We start from the raw sequence: 23425 nt of genomic DNA on the forward strand, positions 1-23425 counted from the left end.
AGTTGAAATAAAAAAGAGATTACCACCAAATTTGACGAAGAACCATTCTGATTATTGCATTTGTCACTTCCACAAAGTCTTATGCTTTTAATGTGGCAAAACACATATCAAATGTTAACGGACTGACAAATAATTCAGTAAACTGTATTTTGGAAGATGCAGAACATACAATCTGGATTGGGACATGGGATGGACTGAATGCATATAATGGAAGAGAAATTACGACATTCAGATATAGCAAAAACAATCCGAATTCTATAAGTAATAACGTTATCCGCCAGATTATCGAATGTAAGGGCAGTTTATGGATAGCAACAGATAATGGAATCAATCGGTTAGATAAACGAACCCGTCAGATAACAAGGTATTATTTAAGAACAGATAATAAAGTACCCAATCAGGAAAAGTCTTTTATTTTAGGAAAGAGTGCGGCAGGAGATATTATCTGCCTCATAAAGGGGCTGGGGTTCTTTGTCTACAATGATTCTGAAGATGAGTTTAATCCGATTAACACAGACTTTGCAAGTCATATAAAGGATTATTCCGTGAGTGATTCCGATCGTATGCTTTTCCTTTTAAATAATGGAAATACCGTGCATCTGACTTACAATCTACTCGTTAACGGAGGAAAACAGAGTGATTTACGCACAGTCGACATACAGACGCCTGTAGATAAGATATTTCTGTCGAAAGACAGATTTATCTTAAACAAAGACAACAAACTTTTCCTTTTAAATCCCGACTTTACAGTTTCCCAATGCATTGAGCTGGATAGTAGCAAACCTGTATCGCAGGTTATTTTAGCAGAGAACAAGATGTACGTCAGCTTTATAGAAGGGGGATGTATTCATTATGATTTAAAAAAGAATACTTTTACCTACCTGAACGAACTATCCAGTCAGTTATCAGTCTTCACTCTTTATTCCGGTAGTCAGAACATATTGTGGATAGGAACGGACGGACAAGGATTAATTCAACTTTATCATTACGACTCTTTATTTGAAACCGTTCACACCAGTCACCCTGTGAGATGTTTTTGTGAAGATGAAGATGGTAATATTCTGATAGGAACAAAAGGAAGCGGAATAAAACTGTTGAATCCTGCAACGAAAGAATTGACAGATTATCTGAATGAGAGTAAAGGATTGATTTCCAATTCTGTCTATGCCTTGAGGAGAAATAAAGCGAATGACATTTTTATCGGAACGGAAGGAACCGGAATCAATATATTGAATGCTGCTACGGGACGGTTGGAAAAGCTAGAGATACCTGACAAATACCCGCCTTTCAAGGCTGTGTACAACATTTATTTTACGAACAATGATTCTCTTTTATGGGTGGGGACATCAGGATATGGTTTAATCAAAATAAATATTTCCAGAGAGCAAGGTCGTTATCACGTTAAAGGGTTCAGGCAATATAATTCGTCGGATAAGAATATCTCATTGAATAACGATGTTGTTTATGCCATTACATCCGATCCGGAAGACAATATGTTATGGTTTGGCACACGTGGCGGAGGCTTGAACTGTATCAATATGAAAGATAACAGCATAAAATCATTGGAGGATATGGACAGTCGGATTTTACTCACCAATAATGATGTATTGTGCTTACTGCGTGATGATGCCAATATATGGATAGGAACAAGTTATGGACTGAACGAATTGAAAAAGGAGGAGAATGATTTTCACCTGATACAATATGCCGACGAGAAATTGAATAATAAAACGATTCATGGAATATTAAGAGACCACGAAGGAAAGATATGGATTGGCACCAACCAGGGATTGTCTAGCCTGAATGTAAAAAACAATAAAATAGATAATTATACCTTGAATGACGGATTGCAGAATGATGAATTCTCTGATGGAGCTTTCTTCAAGGATCATCGTGATTTCTTGTACTTTGGAGGAGTAAGCGGATTTAGTTATTTCAATCCTCGAAATATACATTTGCGCGAGTTTAATCCTCCACTTATATTAAGTAGTTTGAAGATATATAATACGGTACAGGACATTAATGAACGTATCAGAAAAGGAGTGTTGAAACTTAGCTATGAAGAAAGATTCATGACTTTCAATTTCATAGCCAAAGACTTTATTAATAATGAAAACTGTGAATATGCTTATCGCTTGAAGAACCATTCGGATGATTGGGTGGGGATGGGTAATAATCCGAATATTATCTTTACCCAACTTCCTCCGGGTGAGTACCAGCTTGAAGTGAAGAGCACGAATGGCGACAAAGTATGGGGAGATAACATTTATCGCTTAACTATAAAAGTAGGTTATCCGTGGTGGCTTAGTGTTCCTGCATTGATTATCTATGCCATATTGTGCATTATTATCTTCTACATCACAAAGTCTGTTATCAAAAATCGCATACGGTTAAGCCGCCAGGTTCTTATAGCCCAGGTAGAGAAACGGCATGAACAGAAGATTTATGAATCCCGGCTCAATTTCTTCACCAATGTGGCACATGAATTCTTTACCCCCCTAACTTTGATTTATACACCTGCACAGCACTTGTTGGAACAGGACGGGTTAGATGGTAGTACAAAGAAATATCTCCAAATAATAAAGAATAATGCCGAAAGGATGCAGAAGCTGATTAGTGAGTTGATGGAGTTTCGTAAAACTAAATCGAGCAATATGGATTTGCATCCTGAAAATGTGAACGTAAAATCATTGATGGAATATGCTTCCAACAATTATGTGGATATCCTGAAAGAGAATAAAATAGACTTCAAGGTAGAGACTCATGATACGTCAGAGATCTATTCCGACCGCAATGCTTTGGAAAAAATTATATTCAATTTACTGTCGAACGCTTTCAAATATACTCCTCGTTATGGATATATTCATGTTGAGATATCACAAAATGAACCTGATAAAACCTTATACTTGCTCGTAAGAAATTCCGGCAAGGGGTTAACCGAGCAACAGATGGCAGAGATATTTGATAAGTATAAGATATTTGATACTCCGAAATTGGGTAACTCTGTAAGCAATGGCATAGGTTTAAATCTAACAAAGAGTCTGGTTGAATTATTAGGCGGGCAGATAAGTGTAAATAGTGAACTGGGAAAAAGTGTTGAATTTTCAGTCGTGATTCCTTCTCTACCATCCGATCATTCACTTGTTGTAACGGATGAAAAAGATTCGTTGCAGAAAGAAAAGAACGGGCAGGATCACTTATCCCCTCGCAAAGATACTGTCATACTGATAGTGGAAGATGAAAAGAATATCAGAGACCTGCTGAAAGATGTCCTCTTTGATTATGTGATACATGAAGCAAAAGACGGCGTGGAGGCTTTGAAAGAGATAGAACATAATCATCCTGATATTATTATAAGTGATATTGTTATGCCCAATATGGACGGCTTGAGCTTGATTAATAAATTGAAATCCGATTTGAAAACAAGTTATATTCCGATCATAGGAATATCGGCAAAAGCTTCTGTAGAAGACCAGATTAATGCCTTTAACCATGGTGCGGATGCTTATATCGTCAAACCATTTCACCCGAGGCAGGTTATATCCACCATAGAGAATCTGCTGTCGAGACAAATGCTTTTAAAGGACTATTTCAATTCCAGCATGTCTTCTGTGAAAGTGAAAGACGGGATTGTGCTTCATCCGGAAGACGAAGAATTAATACAGAATGTAACAGACTTCATAAAGAATAATATAGATGATGAGTTATTAAGCCCTTCTTCTATTGCCGAATTTGTAGGAGTGAGCAAAGCTACCTTATATCGGAAGTTCAAAGAAATAATAGATAAGACTCCGAGTGAATTTGTACGAGGCATCAGACTGGAATATGCAGCCAAGTTATTAAGGACAACCAAGTTGACCGTATCCGAGATTATGTTCAAATGTGGATTCTCTAATAAATCTTATTTCTATCGGGAGTTTTTAAAGCAATACGGTGTATCTCCCAAGGATTACCGGAATCAATAGATAAATCCTGCCAATCTGTCATTCAGATAGCAATTTGTATTTCTCGTTACCAAAAAATGCCGCTTGTAGATTACTGCAAGCGGCATTTTCTTTATCTAAATCATCCGAGATTTATCTATCCATCCGTAGATTAATAGTTTTCCTTCTTCACCTCGAAATAAGCCTGTGGATGCAGACATGCCGGACAAACTTCGGGAGCTTCCTTACCGATTTCAATGTAACCGCAGTTACGGCATTGCCATACCACTTCGCCTTCTTTAGCGAATACAGTCATATTTTCGATATTGTTCAGGAAGGCAAGATATCTTTCTTCGTGACCTTTTTCTGCGATGGAGATATTGCGGTACATAGCAGCAATCATCGGGAAACCTTCCTGTTCTGCCACATCAGCAAAGTGAGGATAATCCAGTGACCATTCTTCATGTTCACCCGCTGCGGCAGCGCGAAGATTTTCAAGTGTATTACCAATTACACCGGCCGGATAGCTGGCAGTGATTTCTACCATACCGCCTTCGAGGAACTTAAACATACGTTTTGCATGTTCTTTTTCCTGATCGGCAGTTTCAGTGAAAATAGCTGCAATTTGTTCGTAGCCTTCTTTTTTAGCCACACTTGCGAAATAAGTGTAACGCATTCTTGCCTGTGATTCTCCTGCGAATGAAGTCAACAGATTTTTCTCTGTTTGAGTTCCTTTAATACTCTTAGCCATAATTCTAATCTATTTTAAAATTGGTTGATTACCAAACGTAACTTGTCGTACTATTTATAACGCAAATATAAGCGATTTGTTCATAATAAACCATCTTTTTTTGATGAACAAAATCGATTGCCTCATTGATGAAATCTATCAACAGACAAATAGTATGTTCAAAAACATACTTATTTCGATTATTTTATCTAATTTTGCAACATCTACTTTACAAAAAAGACGGAATATACGTATAACAACATCTAAAAATGAAGCTATTTGAATTTAAACCCAAACTGGTTTCTTGTCTAAAGAATTATTCGAAAGAAACGTTTATGGCGGACCTGATGGCCGGCATTATCGTAGGTATCGTGGCGCTTCCTCTGGCTATTGCTTTCGGTATCGCTTCGGGAGTTTCGCCCGAAAAAGGTATTATCACCGCTATCATTGCGGGATTCATCATTTCCCTGTTGGGTGGCAGCAAAGTCCAGATTGGCGGTCCCACAGGAGCATTTATCGTCATTATCTATGGCATCATACAACAATACGGAGAGGCCGGACTGATTGTAGCCACTCTGATGGCGGGCGTACTCCTTGTATTATTAGGAGTATTCAAGCTCGGAGCAGTTATCAAGTTCATCCCTTATCCTATCATCGTCGGATTTACCAGCGGTATCGCTGTCACTATTTTCACGACCCAAATCGCCGATATTTTCGGTTTATCTTTCGGAGACGAGAAAGTGCCGGGAGACTTCGTCGGGAAGTGGATGATTTATTTCCGTCACTTCGATACAATCAACTGGTGGAATACCATCGTTAGTATTGTCAGCATTATTATCATCGCTATCACTCCGAAGTTCTCAAAGAAAATTCCCGGCTCGCTGATTGCCATCATCGTAGTCACGGTAGCCGTTTACCTGATGAAAACCTTCGGAGGAATCGACTGCATCCAGACCATCGGTGACCGCTTCACCATTAAATCAGAGTTGCCCGATGCCGTTGTGCCTGCGCTGGATTGGGAAGCTATCAGGGAATTGTTTCCGGTGGCTATCACCATTGCCGTATTGGGAGCTATCGAATCCCTGCTGTCTGCCACTGTAGCCGACGGTGTGATAGGCGACCGCCACGATTCCAATACAGAACTGATCGCACAGGGAGCAGCCAATATCATAGCCCCTTTGTTCGGAGGTATTCCCGCCACAGGTGCTATCGCCCGTACCATGACGAATATCAACAACGGGGGTAAGACACCGATAGCCGGAATCATTCATGCAGTAGTATTGCTGTTGATTCTGCTCTTCCTGATGCCACTCGCACAATATATTCCGATGGCATGCCTTGCCGGCGTACTGGTCATCGTATCTTACAACATGAGCGGATGGCGTGTATTCAGAGCTTTACTGAAGAATCCGAAATCGGACGTTACCGTACTGCTTATCACGTTCTTCCTGACCGTTATCTTCGACCTGACTGTCGCTATCGAGGTAGGATTGGTCATTGCCTGCGTCCTCTTTATGAAGCGTGTCATGGAGACTACCGAAATCTCGGTGATTACCGACGAGATTGACCCGAACAAGGAATCGGATATTGCCGTACACGAAGAAAACCTGATGATTCCCAAAGGCATAGAGGTATACGAAATCAACGGCCCTTATTTCTTCGGTATCGCTACCAAGTTTGAAGAGACAATGACACAACTGGGAGACCGCCCCAAAGTACGTATCATCCGTATGCGCAAGGTTCCGTTCATCGATTCCACAGGGATTCACAACCTGACTACTCTCTGCGAAATGTCACAGAAGGAAAAGACTACCGTTATCCTTTCCGGAGTCAACGAGAACGTGCATAATGTACTGGAAAAAGCCGGATTCTACGAGTTGCTGGGAAAAGAGAATATCTGCCCGAATATCAATGTAGCATTGGAGAGGGCAAAAAGTCTGGTAAAATAGTGCTGTTTATCAGCTACTTGTAAGCCTGTAAGCCATATATACCGTGCGTATTGGACATATAGATCCAATGTGTACGGCATATATGACCTGCGTGTTGGATCTATATATCCAACACACAGCATCTATATCTCCTGCAAACAGGATATTATCATCATTTATTCTATCATGCTGACCTCTATTTGATACAGTCACAACCTCTTTTATTTCAGAACCATGTTCTTGTTTTCTTTATAATCAAGCGCACGATTCATAATCTTCAACTGTCCGAGAGTATTCTCTAATGAAGCATTTACAATAACCGGAGTTGCTTTAATATTCGGATTCACTATTGCCACATCATAAACCGACTGCTCCAATTCACCATTCAGATAGATTTTCAACATTCCATTCTTCTCACGGCATAAAGACACAATGCGCTCTTTATCATCATCAACAGCCTGTCCGGATACGACTTTCAACCCTTTTACCACGAATACAAGCCGCCCTTCCGCATCCAAATCCACCAAAATGTCTTTTCCCTGACGCAACAAGGAAACAGCGTTCTTATCGGTTTTCAAACAGAAAGACAGATTAAAATCCCCGCTGCCACTGACTCCTGTCAAAACAGGTATCTCCTGATTCTCGAAATAGAAAAAAGCGGTGCGCAATGCTTCCGTATTTCCTGCGTCATCTGTCACTCCCGAAATATTCAGGCGGTATTTATCATCTTCTCTCATTTCACGAGCCAATGTTAGTGTCACGACACGCCTGTCCGCTGAAAGCGAAGTAGCGGTTACCTCATTTCCCGAAACGGAAAATATTCCGTCTTTCAGTATCACAGGCTCATTAAGCTCGACCGTCAGGGAAGTCGGAGAGGTGGTCTTCACTATCCGCAGAGCAGGGGCTTCCTTATCAGGCACGGTACTGAATTTCCAAATCCGCACTTCACCCGGCTGCAAACTAAGGGAGATTTGTCCGCCATAATCAAACAAATGGTTCTCCGTGTCCTCTGCCTTCTGTTCATCCGTCCGGTACGCCCACACATAGGTACGATGCAATCCTTTCAATCCTTCAGGCATTCCGATAGTGCGGTCGAGCGGGAAGGTAAACTCTTTCACTTCATCGGACGGGTTGCGGACAGAAATAATCCCTTCCTGTCCCGACCATGCCGAATAGCCGTAAGGAGTTCCTTTTGCGGGAGTCTGTCCTATCAGTTTAGCATGTTTCAGAGTCTCATAGTTGTCGTTAATCCAGTGCAGTACATCGGCATTTATCACCCATTTCTGCCCCTCGTTCATCATGTTATAGCTATAATAAAGTTCCCAGAAAGCACTGCCGCGGGTAGCCATCATCATCAGGTAAGTGCGGAATTCATCATCATCCATCTTTCCGGCGAGATTGGCGGTATTGCCATAAATCGGGTCGTGGTTATAAAGATGCGCCAAAGGGAACTGGAACGCGCGTGTCTTCACAAAATCGAAATAACGGTCGTCCCTGTAAGACAAAAGTTGGTCAAGCTGTGACGGGCGTTTTACGTTCAACCGCCCGATGTCCTGCGAGTTCTGCATCCACACGGAGTTTCCCCATTGCAAGAACCACGGGCTGGGGTTGACATAACACGTCAGGTTAATCCACAAATCATTCCTTTTCGCCCCGCGCTGGTCGCGCATCGCCTGAAATATATCAATCCAACGTTCCCAATGCTCGGTGACATAACACATTCCCTGATAACCGCCGGAGATATAATTCCCCTGCGGGTCGGGTTGCGGCGGACGAACCAGAAAACCGTCCAGTTTCCAGTAATTCACGTCAAACCGTTGCTGGCAGTCCAGAAAAAACATTTTCAGTTTCTCGCAGTACACCTTATGGTTGGTGCAAATATCACTTGAGTTGCAGTTCAGTTTTCCATTCCCGTTTTCTTCCAGAAACCGCGCGAACTTGATATAATAATTATAACCTCCGCGGGGGCCCAGCCACAATCCGAAATTAGAGGACAAACGGTGTGACAAATCCGAAGGGGTGGACAGTTCGTTCGGGAATTTGCTGTTGAACGACCAGAATTTGGCCTTGTTCTCTTCCTGCCACGGACCGTAAGCATTCCAACCGTCGTCCACCACATAAGAGTCAATCGGACGAACTCCGTTCTGCGTCAGTCCGCGTTCCACTTCACGGAAAGAGTCGAGGATATTGTTCTCGTTGATGTCGAGCATAAAGTCATACCATGAATTGTACTGGATACGGAAGTCGACCGGAACGGAAATATCATGGATATAACTGAAAAAGTCCGTCTGAATGACATCCATATCCGTACTGCGGGTGGCACCGGTCACTTCTTTCCAGGTGGTAAACGTCCCGCTGTCCGCCAGACGGCCTTCCGAAGCAAGCATCTCAAAGCTCTTTCCCGAATAATAGCGGATACGTACTTTCCGATCACCCTCAATCTCCGTCTCCGAAGCCGGAAATTCAAGTCCGAAGAACATGCCCTGTATGTACACCGGTTGCCCCAAAGAGATGTAATATCCGCTGACACCGCCCACTCCCTGTTCCATCACCGGATGCGTCCAGACAGCATATCCTTCGGGAAGGCTCATCGGCTCGAAATCAATATAATCCAGACGCGCCAGATGGCGTTGCGAATCGGGGACGGTAATCTCCAGATATTTCCTCATATAGTGCTTCCCTTCCTCCAATGTAAGAACCATGTCCACCTGCCAGTCCACCTCCTGATGGCGGAAGCCCTTATAATGGAAAACCAGCTTCTTGCCGTTCTTCCCTTCATCCGTGACCTGTACTCTCTGCAAGAAAAGATCAGAAGAATGAATATCCGCAACGACCGAATCCGCACTCAACGTACGGATGATAAAATCCTCCGAAATGGTTTCGGGAATAATACGGGAAACTTCCTTCCCCATACGCTTATTTTCAATCATGCACGTGCGGACTTTATCATTCTTCACCAGAAACTTGCGAGCGAGGAATTCATTGCCAATCTCCACAGTATCTGCTATATGATTGACATAAATCTCTTCCTTTACAGCTGCCCTCATGGAAAACAAACATCCTCCAAACAACATCAACAGCAAATATATTCGTTTAATCATACTATTTTTATTCTTTCATTTATCAAACCTTTAAAAATAATCCGCGCTTATACATCACCCTCAACAGGAGAAAGACAATCAGATAATTGGCGAAGGTAAGCCATACGGAGTAATAACCACCCAGATATTGTTCGAGCCCGTAACTGACCGAAGCGGCAACGCAACGGAAATTCACAACTTCGCCCAGCAGATACGCCGTAATGGAATTCATGCCATACACTTTCAGCCAGTTCAATCCCCGGGTATATCCTTTATAATCAATCCAGTAATAGAACAATGCCATCAGCAGAAAGCAATAGCCGCCGGAAAGCAGGGTCATGCTGCCTGTCCAGATACGTTTGATAACAGGCATCTGCAAACTCCACAGTAACGCCAGGCCAACAAGAGCAAGTCCGACAACTAGCAACGTCTGCACCACCCTTTTCCGATTTGCCTTGCCCTCTTTCATTATCTTTCCGGCAAACGCTCCGAGCATGACGGTCACTCCGAATGTCAGGCTGCTCCACATCCATGTATAGTTGTAGGATGGCGAGAAGCTCCAGGTTCCGTCCTCATTCCAGAAAACACCGTCACGGAATCGCCCTAAAACGCATCTGTCCACTTGTTCCGCAAAGTTCCCCGCCGGTGTGAAATCCCCCAAAAACGTCATCGGAACCCAGTAGACGAGAAGGAGTAGCAACGTTATCCCTACCTGCCACTTGAACGGGAAGTGCAACTGAATGACCGCAGCAATAAGATAACCGACAGCAATAGACTGCAATGTATTGGAATACAAATAAAGATGCGTGGCGTCCAGACCGAGCAGGTTTCCCTGAACAATCATTCCGAAGATAAACAGGAGAAAAACACGCTTCAGGATTCTCCGATACACAGGCCAATAACTTCCCGTAGTCCCTATATACTTCGATAGTGAGAACGGCATGGAAGCTCCCGTCATAAAGAGGAAAAGCGGCATTACCAAATCCCAGAAACGGAATCCCTCCCAAACCTCATGGTCAAACTGATAAAGTATGCTATCGAGAAATGACATATTCATCTGCCGTGCCAATGCCACGAATACAGGTTGAAAAAAGACCAGGAGAAATAAATCGAAACCTCTTAGAATATCCAATGAGGCAAGACGGATGGAATTGTTTTCCGGTAATTTGTTTTTCATAAGTATAGCTTTTGTATAAACTTGATTATCGTTTTATCCAATGTCGCTTTATTCATGTTTGTACCCTTTGCCTTATTCCAGTATCATTTCGTCAAAAAGGATTCTCGACACCTGTCCCGGCCGTACATGAGATGCCGGACAAACTCCCGGGCCTTTGGCTGTCACACGTACGTAACGCGCTTGTGTACCTCTCAGCTTCAACGGCAAGTTTTCTATAAAGTTTCCTTCACGAAAAATCTCTTCGGGCGTGAAACTCCGCATGGCAGCTTCGCAGAAACTAGAGTTGTCATCCGAAACTTCCACTTTCACGGACGACGGCTTATGGATAGCCATCCCATTGTTCGTGATGCAGCCCAATGTCAATGTGTTCAGCGTTTCCGGCTTCAGCAGGTCAATTGTAAAAGAGACGGAATCATTATCATTCCAAGTGCACCATTCGGAATCCGAATATTTCAAGCTTCCACGTATTCCGTTCGTCAGGAGCTTTACAGACGGACTGTCTCCCGATACAGGTTTGGCGGTAGCCAGGTTCCACCGGACAGGGAGTATCAATGTTTTTCCCATCTGCCTGCCTTGCGCAAAAGTAGCACTTTTCAGTGTAAGCGGCTCTTTTACAGGCACTATTTTTTCGTAGAGCGGTGAAGTTGCCGTAGGCTCGCTTCCATCCGTCGTATAATGTATCTCCATGTCGGGGCGGATACATTCCAGTTTCACTTCGAGCATCCCGTCGTTTGGAGTGACCGTATGCTGGATGTTGTACATCGAACGGGCGTAGACGATACCTTTAGCTGTCAGATGTTCATTATAGACATCCAGTCCTTTCAGGAATGAAGTCCAATCCTTGCGTTCTTTCTTCGTCCATGCCACTTCCGCAAGGGCGGCCAGACGGGGAAAGAGCAGATAGTCCACATCTTCCGGTTTGTTGCAGAACTCCGTCCATAGGGATGCCTGTACGCCTATAAGTAAGGAAGCATATTCCGGTTTCCAGTCCGCCTGCACAGGTTCGTAATCGTAGACGTCCTTCAGTGTGTTATTGCCGAAATAGGTCTGGGGTTCAAACCATTGCGGGCCCTGATAGCGGATCAGGTACATGATGCGGGCAGGAGTCATAATGAACCGGTGTCCTTTTTCAGCAGCTTTCAAGGCAGCCGCGCCGAGTCCGCGCCAACCTTGAATAATAACGCCTTCGGGCAGGAAACTGCTGTTTGTCAGTTCGTCCCAACCTATCACTTCGCGTCCCTTGCTGCGTACATAGTCGCTCATCCGTTTCATGAAATAACCTTGCAGATCTTCTACGTCGGCAAGATGCTCTTTGTTCATGCGCTGCCGGCAAAGCGGGCATTTCTTCCAGAATCCTTTCTGCGCCTCATCTCCTCCCAAATGAATATATCGCGAGGGGAAGATTGCCATCACTTCGTCCAGAACATCTTGCAGAAATGTAAAGGCGCTGTCGTTTCCGGCACAGTAAATCACTCCCGAACTTCCTCCGCCCAAGCCCGGAATGACTCCAATGTAACTATTCACCACAGGGCAAGCCAGTTGCGGATAGGCAGCCAGTGCGGCGTTGCTGTGGGCGGGCATATCTATTTCGGGGATAACCTCTATCTGGCGGTCGGCAGCGTATGCCACCATTTCCTTGATGTCTTCCTGCGTATAGAATCCTCCGATAGGGGTCGGTTCTCCCGGTTCGGCGTTACGGCGGAAATAGAAAGGAACATCCATGCGGTTCACTCTCCATGCACCCACTTCCGTCAGGCGGGGATATTTCTTGATTTCTACCCGCCAGCCGTTATCATCCGTGAGGTGGAAATGAAGCGTATTGATTTTGAGTATGCCCATGCAGTCGATGATACGCAACACGTTCTCTTTGGGAATGAAGAAGCGGGCGGCATCCAGCATCAATGCCCGATAGCCGAAGCGCGGTTCATCCTGAATGGTTACCGCGGGAATGCTCCATTGGATATTCTCAACCCGACGGTTGCCTTCGACAGCCGACGGCAACAGCAGGCGGATGGTCTGCAATGCATAGAAAAAGCCTTTTATATCCGATGCTTTTACTTGTATCTGCTCCGGAGTAATCTCCAACTGGTAGGCTTCGCTTTTTAAAGAAGAGTCAGTCGTAAAACGGACATGACTCTTCTCACTGCTACCTATTGCCAACTGTGGGGTTATTCCCGAACTTCTCTTGAATAAGTTTATAAAGTTGCGGACGATGACAGCCTGCTCATGGTTCTCTACCGAAAACAAGGTTCGGGCGGAGAAGGTGAAGTTACCCTCGCCCGGCACGACCTGCACCGGACGGGGAACTATTGAAACAGGGGGTGATGTCAAGTTGTCCGCGCATGCACCCGATATGGATGCAAACAGCATACAAATGATTAAGATGTATTTCGTCATGGTTTGACAGTCAGTTTATTTATTAAAAAAATCGCAAGTACCTCTTTGCCCCTTTTTATTGAAGACTGAATAAGGCACTTGCGAAATTTGATTAAGGCAACTAAGAATTAATAAAACTTCGTTCCTGTATGCCTATTTCTACCTTGGTCATACTCTGCTACTGAAGATTTATTTATATAAGTACGAACCCAATCTATTTCCAAACGAGGAATAGCATTATTATCACGATCCCGTTCATAATTATCATAGCTTGCAAAACCAGAATCCCAGCCGGCATCAGGAGACCATACACCATTAACCTCAGTTCCACCTCCAAGCCCCCATTTATTAGGTGCTCCCATGGTAAGAATAAATTTCAACCCATTTAAGTTTTGTTCATCTGTAAAAGTCCAATAGCCTGCAGGACAATCAGCTTTTTTATAGCATACAGTCTCTTGCCCATTAATGCCCAGTGCGACTTCCGAATCAGAACGCCACTCAAACCAATAAATGTTCCATTCATTTATATTTATCGTATGATTTGCAGTTTGAGTTTTTTTATCGGTTCCTGAAATTCCCGTATGGAATGTCTGATGCGCTTTATTTCCTGTAACAGGACCTGTCGGATTTTCGAGAATATCAACTTCCGTGTAAGTATTATATTTACCCGACTCATCAGATATCAGCCAAATCCCCATGTTAAAGCCATTTTTCTCACCACGAAGCCGGGCACGAATTTCCATTCTGCAACCTTCTGATATTAACTGACTATTAGCTTTATATGTAGTATTAACTCCACATCCATAGAAAGCAGCAGTACCATAATCCCTATCTTTTCCTGCTGCCGGCCCTGTACCCTTCGACGGAACTTTCATTTCTATCATCTTCAGATATCCTTGATCGGTTATATTAGAGAATTGCACATTGACACAAGCCGCATGATTCTGTACAATCACCGTATTACGATCTGCCAAAAACAGAGGAACTTTATTACCCCATGAATTACCTGCACCATTAGTATTCCACATATCACCTGTATTTCCGAAACTATGGAATTCCCATGCATTGTAGAACTTCCAGCCTGCCGTAGCTAAATCTGTATTGGGATGCGGATCCAGTTCTTTCATTTCAACAACCTTATCATCTCCATATTGTGTCTTGGCTGCTGCCAACCTGCCACTTGAAGCAAATGCAATTCCCGGACGTTCGTAAACCCAACGCTCATCAAGAATCCCATCTCCCTTTTCAGCTTCGAGGTCCTTCATCGTAATTTCCAATGTTTCATTATCCAACGGATGAACTGCAGAAACGGTCGTAAAATTCAAAGTCAACGTTTCCGTTTTGGTAGGTTCCATATTGTGTTTAGTTTTAACTTTCACTTCTGCAGATTTTTCTCCTGCCTTTATCGTCAATGTGACGGGGGGTAACGTTACATAGAAATCTTTTTGCTCATCAGGTACAGTGATATGGATATCCATATCATCCGTGACCGGCACAGGAACTTCTGCCAAAATAGTAAACTCATCACCTTCGTCAATAACCCTGTCCGAATTATTTTTTATTGATACAACTGTGTAATGGAGATCAGAAATAACAATCGATTGAGTTGGATTAGTCACCGTATAGCCACGTACAAACGACATTACATTCACATACAACTTTTGTTTGGGCTTAATTCCACTTTCTGTAATCGGTAGTTTTATATCAAAAGAACTGACTCCCTTCGGGAAGGTAACCATTGAAGGAAATGCTTTAAAGGCTGTCTTTGATACATCTTTTTCTCCGTCCTTAGCAGTCAGATAAATATCAAAATCTTCGTTTGTCACACGTTCCGGATTCTTAGCGTCATTCACTTTCAAAGTAAGGGTAAGCTCTTCACCCATTACAAAGCTCTTGGCACTTGATTCCACTATTAAAGGTACAGTTTCCGGCAGTGGTTCTACCGCATCGTCCTCGCACCCTGCAAAACCTATTGAAAGCAGGCAAACAGGTAAAAATGTATATAGTATTCTTTTTATCATAATTGTGTAATTTATTAAATTGAGATACTTATTCGCTAACATCTCCCCAGCCCGGATTCTGTTTCAATTCATGGTTTAATTGCAGTTCATCCGGTGGTATCGGTAATAAATAATCCCGGTTCAGGTCGAAAAGGTAACCCTCAGGCAAATATTGCTGTAACGGATCCATCCACCCGTCGTTATCTTTCAATACCAATTCCAATGATTCGCGCCCTTTGGGTGAAAAGCTTTTGTAAAGGACACTCTCTTCGCCCAGATATGCACCCCTGCCACGACCGTTGATTCCTTTCAATGTTCCGGCTTCCGCCCAACGCATCAGATCGTCCAGACGGAATCCCTGAAGTGCCAGTTCCGAACGTCTTTCACGACGAATTTCCTGTATCAAGGGAGTAAGCCCGGTAAATGGGAAATTAGCATCTGCTTGCGGCTCTATCCATGTCACGCCTGCTCTTTCGCGCAAGGGTTTCAATGTTTTGTTCAATACATCGTCGCTCCATTTGTCCAATTCTGCCGCTGCTTCAGCATAACAAAGTAATCCTTCCGCATACCGGAACAGGATAATGCCAGTCTGCGTATTCCCTTCCACATAAGTAGTGTCAATACCTAATCTGATATGGAATCCGGTAACACTCTTGCTATTACCGTCGCCGTTCAAGTTAGGAGAGACAATATCTTTATTCTTTTCTTTCATTTCATCATCAGTGCCTGTCGCATCATAAGCCCTCACATTCATCGGCTTATTGGAAGAAGAACCTGCATTAGAGCGATATTTACATCCGGTATGCATTACTGTAACGAGAAGTCTCGCATCCCGTCCCTCAAATGTTTCATTAAAATCCTTGAACTTCTCGTCTTTGGGATTAATAAAAGTTCCATCGGCATTTAAATAGTTATCCACCAATGACTTTGACAGGCCGGACGGTCCCTGGCCATCTACTGCTCCTGAAGCGAGTAAACCACCCAAATTATGAAAGACACCATCAGCCACTGAATACTTTTTCCACAGAACAGCTTCCGGTATTTGAGAAAGATCTTCCTTATTAAATAAGTGTGCAAAAGCATCTTCGGTATTTACATACTCCTTATCAGTGTCTTTCGTATTCAATGTCAAGCCAGCAGTAAAAAGTTGCTGGTCTCCCCAGTTCAATACTTCCTGAAAAAATTCCGTAGAATTGTCTTCCGTTGCAAACTTAGTACCTTTGTGGTATTTCTCCCACGAACCTTCATAAAGCGCCACCCGCATAGCCAAAATAGTAGCGGCCTCCTTACTGATACGCAGTCCCTGATATTTACTACGCGTAAATAAATTTGCACGTGCTTCCGGAATTTCACCGATAGCGGCCTTCAAGTCATTCAATATAAAACGGGCAACATCCGCACGCTTGGACGCAGGTTTCTGTAAGCCGGCTACCGTAGCGTTTTCATCCCAAAAATCATCCATTATAGGTATATCTCCAAAACGGGTGAGCAGGTAGAAATGCCAATAAGCACGCAAAAAATAGGCTTCTCCTCTAAGCGAGAGTACTTCAGCAGTCTCAAGTCCTGCATCAACTTTATAATAGTGAAAGAAGTAGTTGACATTACGCAGGTTCTGATAGCCTTTTTCCCAATCGGTCGAGCCACTGAACTGATTATTCTCACCATTCAGGCGTCTGTCATATTTTTCAGCCAAAATGTTATCGCTGTTCACCTCTTCACCACGGACACTCATTCCATATTGCGTCGGAGCCGGCAATGAAGTATATAAAGCATTGATATAGTTCTCTACTTGTTCGCGACCAGCCAGGAAGCCTTCGTTTTCAGGCATTGTCAACGGTTGCCGATCCAAAAAGTCGGAACAAGCGGACAACACCAGCCCTATAAAAGCAGTCAGTATAATTATTTTCTTTTTCATGATGTTCCTCTCTAATTAAAATGTGATGTCAATTCCAAATACAAAGTTCCGGTTCAATGGGTAAACTCGCCCGTTACCATTTGCAGTCAGCGGTGAAGTAAGGGCGGGAGCAGAAGCATTACTACCTCCTACCCAACCATTCACCTGATTCAGTGTTTCAGGGTCAAACTGTTGCGGCAACTTGGAAATTGTAAACAGATTATCGCAAGTGAAATATACTTTCAAATTACTCAAGCCAATCTTTTCCACCAATTGTGGTTTGAAAGAATAAGAGACTGTCAAGTTCTTCAGACGCATATAAGCTGCATTGAGTAAATAACGAGTTGTATTATAGCCTATATTCACTTCTTTGTCTTTAGAATTATCTGTCAGGCGTGGTAAATATCCATCAGGATGCCATGCATTGAAATAATCAAGATGCTCTTTGAAGTAACAATTTCCTCCATACAGGTAAGTAGCACCTGCCATCGGGAATTGTCTCTTGGCTACTCCCTGGAAAAGAGCTGATATTCCAAATCCTTTATAGCCTGCATTCAGATTAATACCGAAAGAATATTTAGGGGTTGTATTACCGATTACTTTCAAATCACCATGATCCGCCAAAGTTCCTTTTCCCGGGTCTACCTTCCCGTCACCATTGGAGTCGATATATTTTACGTCACCGCGTTGCCACTGGTTGTCAGCTTTAAAGAAGCTAAGGTCTACCGTTCTCAAATATTCATCCACTTCACGGTTAGTCATGAAAAGATCATTAGCTTCATATCCCCAAATCTCACCGATGTCCATTCCCTCATAATACCCTCTGTTACGTGCCAGACCGGTATGGTTATTGAATATCAGTCCTTCAGGATTATTATACTTCGTGACTACTGCCTTGTAATTGGATATATTAAAACCGACACCATAACTGAATCCGCATTTCAATTGATCCTGCCAATTGACGGACAACTCCCAACCACGATTACGGAGAGTCGCATTATTTACTTTTGCACGGTCGTCTTTACTGATACCTCCGATAGCCGGAATTGCTTCAGCCGGACCAATCATATCATGCGTTGTACGCTGGTAAATATCAGCAGTTATTGTCAGACGGTTATCCAATAACAGCAGGTCAAGACCTAAATTGGCATTATCCACCTTCTCCCAGGTAATATAAGGACTGACCATTTTCGGAGTTTTGGCAATCATTCCTTTGGCAGGAGTGGCGTTTACTCCCGGCAGTAACCAAGCATTGGATGAGTTTGACACCAAATCCATCACTCCAAGATAATCATACAATCCGGCGCCATTCTGATTACCCAAGCGTCCGTAAGAAACACGCAACTTCAACTGGGAAAATGGAAGATTCCATGATTTGAAATAGTTTGTGCGAGCTATATCATAACCGGCAGAGAAGGAAGGAAAGAATCCCCAACGGTTTCCGGGAGCAAAACGGGAAGAACCGTCATAACGTCCACTGAATTCCAGAAAATATGTCTCCTGATAATTCCAGTTCAACTTGGCATACATACCCATTGTGGACCAATGAGTACGGTCTTCACCGGCAGACAATGTACCATTGGAGTTCGCAAATGAATAAATATCACTACCTAAAATTCCATCCTTATAAGTGAAACCATTGGAGTTTTCCTGCAACTCCATCTGAAAACCTGCCATAGCCTTGAAGTAGTGTTCTCCCCATGTATGGACGTAAGATGTCGATACATTCGGAGAAAGATAATAATTAAATGCATTACCGCGAGTATAAGAACCCCATTTGGAATTCTTCCATTCCATACCCGGATATACATATCCCTGCTTGGTACCTATGTCAACCTTTAACTCTCCATCAGGTTTTTCTACTGTAGGGTATCCACGTTTGAAACTGTTGTCTTCTACATTAAAACGTACTTTCATTTCCCCTACAATATCCCAACCCGGTAACGGGGTAATGGTAGCAGCAAAAGACATTGCATCGGATATGCGGTTCTGTACATAATGGGATTCTTTTAGATAACGGAACTCAGAAGCATCATTATATTCCGAATCAATCGGATAATGAGTAGGAGCATTTGGTATTGTTTGTCCAAGAGTTCCATAAAAGATGGTCTGGTTGGCCATCGGCCTTTTAAGGATACTCAATGTTATATTATTATTGAAATTGAACTTCAACCATTTATTGGCTATAATCTGGAATTTCGTATTTACATTATATTTGCTCAGGTTATCATCTACCTTGTCAAGTAAACCATCCTGATAAGTGTAACCCAAACCTACATAATAGTTGAACTTTTCCGAACCTTCGGTTACACTCAGGTTATGTGAATGACGAATAGCAGTATCTTTAAAATAATAATCAAACCAATCTGTATTCGCATATACCGCATCCATTGAAGAAGCCCAGTCTGTCCCGTTTTGATTGGGACCTATACCTGGAAATTCTGCTGAATAGGGGTTCTTCATGAATCCTTCCATCTTCTCTATAAGAGCGTCAGAAAATTTATGATTCACGCCATCATTATCATTCCGTTCGTTCACATATTTAGCAAACTCAAGAGAGTTCATCATCTCCGGCATATTGATAGGTGAACTAAAACCTACTGTGCCTCGATAAGAAACCCGTGTCTTTTCCTGCCGACCGCTTTTTGTAGTTACTAATACCACACCATAAGCGACACGTGCACCATATACGGCAGCGGCAGAAGCGTCTTTCAATACACTAATTGTTTCGATATCATTTGGATTTACGTTCTGAAGGCTTTGTTCCACTCCGTCCACCAATACATAAGGCTCGCCCCCGTTACCATTAATAGAACCGACACCGCGGATATTGAACTTGATTTCCGCGCCTGTTTCACCACCAACGCCGTCAGGAGCTGCGTCGGTCACAAAATTCAGACCGGCTACATTACCTTGAAGGGCACTGGTCAAATCGGTTACAGGACGATTGACTATAGCATCGGAAGCTACAGTAGACACAGCAGCCGTAATGGTATTACGTTTCTGCTTGTCCATACCCACCACAACGACTTCATCAAGAAGTTTCGAGTCTTCCTTTAATATGAAACGATTACCTTCAAGTTTTGTCACTTTTACTTCGAGAGGAGAAAAACCGACATAAGAGATAGATAAGGTATTGCCGACTTTACCTTTGACAGAAAAGTTACCGTCAATATCGGTCAACGTACCTTCTTTTGCCCCTTTTACCATGACCGTAGCTCCAATAATGGTTTCCCCCTTATCATCCACCACTTGTCCTTTAATCATTTGTTGCTGCGCAAACGCTCCCGAAGGAAATAACAGGAGCATCATCAAAAGAACAACAAAGCAGCTTTGTTTCTTCATAAGCTTCTTTTTTTTCATAATACTACATTTAATAATAAAGATTCATATTTCTATTAGCGAACAAAATAAATCTCACAGGCATTAGATTTAAGAATGAAGAACCGGGATAACTTTTCCGACTAACATTCTTGTCACAAAGGTAGGGTAGCTTTTAAAAAGAGTTATTTTAAAAATAGCCATTAAATATTCACTTTTCACCAAATCAAACCATTTCATCGGGGGGAATGATTGTTTTTCAAAAAATTAGTTTAAAATCGGTACCATACTCTATAATATTACATTTCAGATGCAATAGGGTAATTATGGGAATATATATTGATGCATATATCTATGGAATAATCCATAAAATAGAAAAAGACGGACGATTTGTTTATTCTATACTCCGAGCCTTATCTATCGATTTGTTCGACACCGAGAAACGATGTGTTTCTCGGTGTCGAACACTTTGTTTCTCGGTGTGCAACAGGTCGTTGGTTTTAAAGGGAAAAAGATAAAAGATAAATATTTATATATCAATATATTACAGAATCATACTCTTCGTTTGGAATGTTTAAGAAATCTGTTTATCCATTTTAATAGGTTGAGTCATCTTTAACACTTATTTTATTACAATAATAATTACACATAACTGCTTTATCTTTTGTTCTTATGTTCTTCTGTCTAAAATATTTCCAGTCCACAGGTAAGCAACCATAAGCCCACGTGGTGAGTATATATGCCTACCAAGCTAAATATATAGATTTAGCGCATAAATTAGTTTATCATACAAAGTCTGGCAATCAGACAACTCTTTGTTGAAATAAGGGAATTACAGATATATTTTGCCTAAAATGAGAAATGACAGTATAAATTGAGCTTATTTCTGCATGACTTCCTCCACCCGTTCCAGTTCCCATCCGCGAAACTGCATCACAATACAATGCAACTCGGTTCCGTGCACCATCTGACGCACCTTAGCACCAACGGCATAACCTTTTATTTGCTCTACAGCTTCTTGCCATTGGGCTTCGGCTTTCGCTTCGGAATCCTTGGTGGAGAGGTATTTCAGTTCGATGATATAGCTGTGCTTCACGTCATAGCGTATCAAGTCAGGCATAAGAAACAGGTCACAATAACCGTGATTCAATTCTAGTTCCGGAGCTATCAGGTAATAGGCATTTGTACTCAGGTAAGCAGTAAAGAAGCCTTGCAAGTTGCGCTCGCCTTCGATGGAGCTTCGCACGGAAGAGTTTTCCTTGTAGGCATGAGCAATAAATTCCATCGTTTCACGCCAATGACCTTCGTAAGCCATTTCATAATACATCAAGCCAAGGTCATTCAGATTGATATGCCGGTTATCCTGATATTCTTCCAACAGAAATTCGTAATACTGCTTACGCACGTTATTATTGGGAATACTCAACACCAGATAGTTGCCCCGAGTAGCAGTGATGGTAAGCATACCGTAATAAAAGAGCAGACTGGGAAAAATCTCCGGCTTGGTGATATCAATAGCGGGAAAGGTAGTCGTCAATGTGGTGATAATCTGCCCCTCTTCGGTGATTTTGCGCAACACGCCTTTGCGATTACCGTCCAATTTGTCCAAACGGATGAGTTTCTTCATCTTGTTGTAGTCAGTACGGGTGTTGGGGTCTATCATCTCTTTGGGTGATTTGCCCAAATCCATATAGTTGCGCAAATAATAGAGCACCATGTCACAATTGAACATCTTCGGGTCACGTTCCAGACTTTCTTCGGCAAAACAATAATTGTCATACCACGGACGCATTTCCTCTATCATCGCACTTATATCCACATTGCCCGGCAACTGTCTGGCATCCTTATAGTATTGGAGCATCTCACGCACATCCGTTTCACTGAATCCCAGCATCATATTAAACTGGTGCTTGGTACTGATATTCCAACCGATATTAAATCCGCTAGTCAAGTCATCCAACGTCACGGGGCTGACACCGGTCATAAAGATGCGCTCAAACATACCTTTGAACTTCTTGAAGATTTCACGGTAAAAGCCGCTAGCATGGGTCAGCGCATGATAGACTTCCTTGCCCTGCTCATTCAACACCACATTGGTGAAGTTATCATATTCATCAATGATAAGATAAAGATGCGCTCCGGTTTCAGCCGCATGAAGATTCAGATAATTCAGTTTACTTACAAAATCGGGCTGTGCTTTCATCTCCTGAGCAAATCCCGGAAAATAATAAGATTCATAGGACATACCGAACAAATCCATGACCATACAGCAGTAACGGTCGAAGTTCTCGGCCAACGTACCACTACCACCGCTGGCACGGGAAAAGTCAAGAAAGAGTATCTGGAAAGTCCCTTGCAGCCGTGTAGGGCGACTGCCTATCCATAGATTGCCGAAGCGTTTATCAAACTTTTCTCTTTGAGCGATGTCATAATAAGCCCGGAGCATACTCAGAAAGATGCTCTTGCCGAAGCGGCGGGGACGGATAAAGAACAAATTACTGGGTTGCTCTTCCAACAAAGGCAGATAGATCGTTTTATCCACGTAATATTGGTTCTGCTCCACCACTTCCACAAAGTTGGAAACTCCATAAGGGATTCTTTTTACTTCTTCCATGATTTGTTCCTTTCTTTAGTTCTCATATCTATGAGGATAATACAAAAGTAGCATATTTCAGCAGAAAGAACAAAGAAAGGGAAAGAAAGTTGAAAGATTGCCGCATTGAAGTGACAGACATAAATCCTTTTATTTTTTCATGCTATTAGCCGGATGAGATTTATAGCAGAAACTGTTTAGGTAATAACTGTCATAAAGAAAGTTGCATTATTGAAACAAAGCGGGCTGCCACAGGAAATGGATTCATCATCGTTGCTTTCTTACGGACCTTATCTATAAACATGTTCATTTTGGTCGATATTACAATGAGGTCCTTATGCCCTTCGTCATACAGTTTCTCATTAGAAACATCTTACTACCTACACAAAGAAGCACTTTTGGT

At 42.6% G+C, this 23425-nt stretch carries 10 protein-coding genes; 2 read left to right on the forward strand and 8 right to left on the reverse strand.

Annotated features, from left to right (window positions below):
- Positions 1-44: 44 nt before the first annotated feature.
- Positions 45-3965, forward strand: a complete 3921-nt coding sequence (locus DXA54_RS17880) for a two-component regulator propeller domain-containing protein (protein WP_120080215.1) — start codon at positions 45-47, stop codon at positions 3963-3965.
- A gap of 130 nt (positions 3966-4095) precedes the next feature.
- Here the strand turns inward: DXA54_RS17880 and rbr are convergent, their stop codons facing one another.
- A complete protein-coding gene (rbr, locus tag DXA54_RS17885; protein WP_004312048.1) occupies positions 4096-4674 on the reverse strand; it encodes a rubrerythrin in 579 nt (192 codons plus the stop codon).
- Positions 4675-4922: 248 nt separating this feature from the next.
- Between rbr and DXA54_RS17890 the strand changes: the two genes are divergently transcribed.
- A complete protein-coding gene (locus DXA54_RS17890; RefSeq protein WP_004312050.1) occupies positions 4923-6602 on the forward strand; it encodes a SulP family inorganic anion transporter in 1680 nt (559 codons plus the stop codon).
- A gap of 200 nt (positions 6603-6802) precedes the next feature.
- Here the strand turns inward: DXA54_RS17890 and DXA54_RS17895 are convergent, their stop codons facing one another.
- The 7 genes from DXA54_RS17895 to DXA54_RS17925 form a co-directional block, all read right to left on the reverse strand.
- On the reverse strand, positions 6803-9682 hold the full coding sequence (locus tag DXA54_RS17895; protein ID WP_004312051.1) for a hypothetical protein: 2880 nt from the start codon (positions 9680-9682) through the stop codon (positions 6803-6805).
- Between the two features lie 22 nt (positions 9683-9704).
- A complete protein-coding gene (locus DXA54_RS17900) occupies positions 9705-10838 on the reverse strand; it encodes an acyltransferase family protein (protein WP_004312052.1) in 1134 nt (377 codons plus the stop codon).
- 72 nt (positions 10839-10910) lie between these two features.
- Complete coding sequence (locus DXA54_RS17905; protein ID WP_120080217.1) at positions 10911-13235, reverse strand: family 20 glycosylhydrolase; 2325 nt, start codon at positions 13233-13235, stop codon at positions 10911-10913.
- Between the two features lie 107 nt (positions 13236-13342).
- Positions 13343-15235 carry a DUF5006 domain-containing protein gene (locus DXA54_RS17910; protein ID WP_004312054.1) on the reverse strand — a complete coding sequence of 631 codons (1893 nt, stop codon included), beginning with the start codon at positions 15233-15235 and terminating at the stop codon, positions 13343-13345.
- A gap of 28 nt (positions 15236-15263) precedes the next feature.
- Positions 15264-17129 (reverse strand): RagB/SusD family nutrient uptake outer membrane protein, encoded by a 1866-nt coding sequence (locus DXA54_RS17915; protein WP_004312055.1) that lies wholly within the window; start codon positions 17127-17129, stop codon positions 15264-15266.
- Positions 17130-17144: 15 nt separating this feature from the next.
- Complete coding sequence (locus DXA54_RS17920) at positions 17145-20471, reverse strand: SusC/RagA family TonB-linked outer membrane protein (protein ID WP_165863267.1); 3327 nt, start codon at positions 20469-20471, stop codon at positions 17145-17147.
- Between the two features lie 838 nt (positions 20472-21309).
- On the reverse strand, positions 21310-23043 hold the full coding sequence (locus tag DXA54_RS17925; RefSeq protein WP_004312058.1) for an ATP-binding protein: 1734 nt from the start codon (positions 23041-23043) through the stop codon (positions 21310-21312).
- Positions 23044-23425: the final 382 nt, after the last annotated feature.

This window comes from Bacteroides sp. OF03-11BH (genome assembly GCF_003604005.1).
Lineage (GTDB): Bacteria > Bacteroidota > Bacteroidia > Bacteroidales > Bacteroidaceae > Bacteroides > Bacteroides ovatus.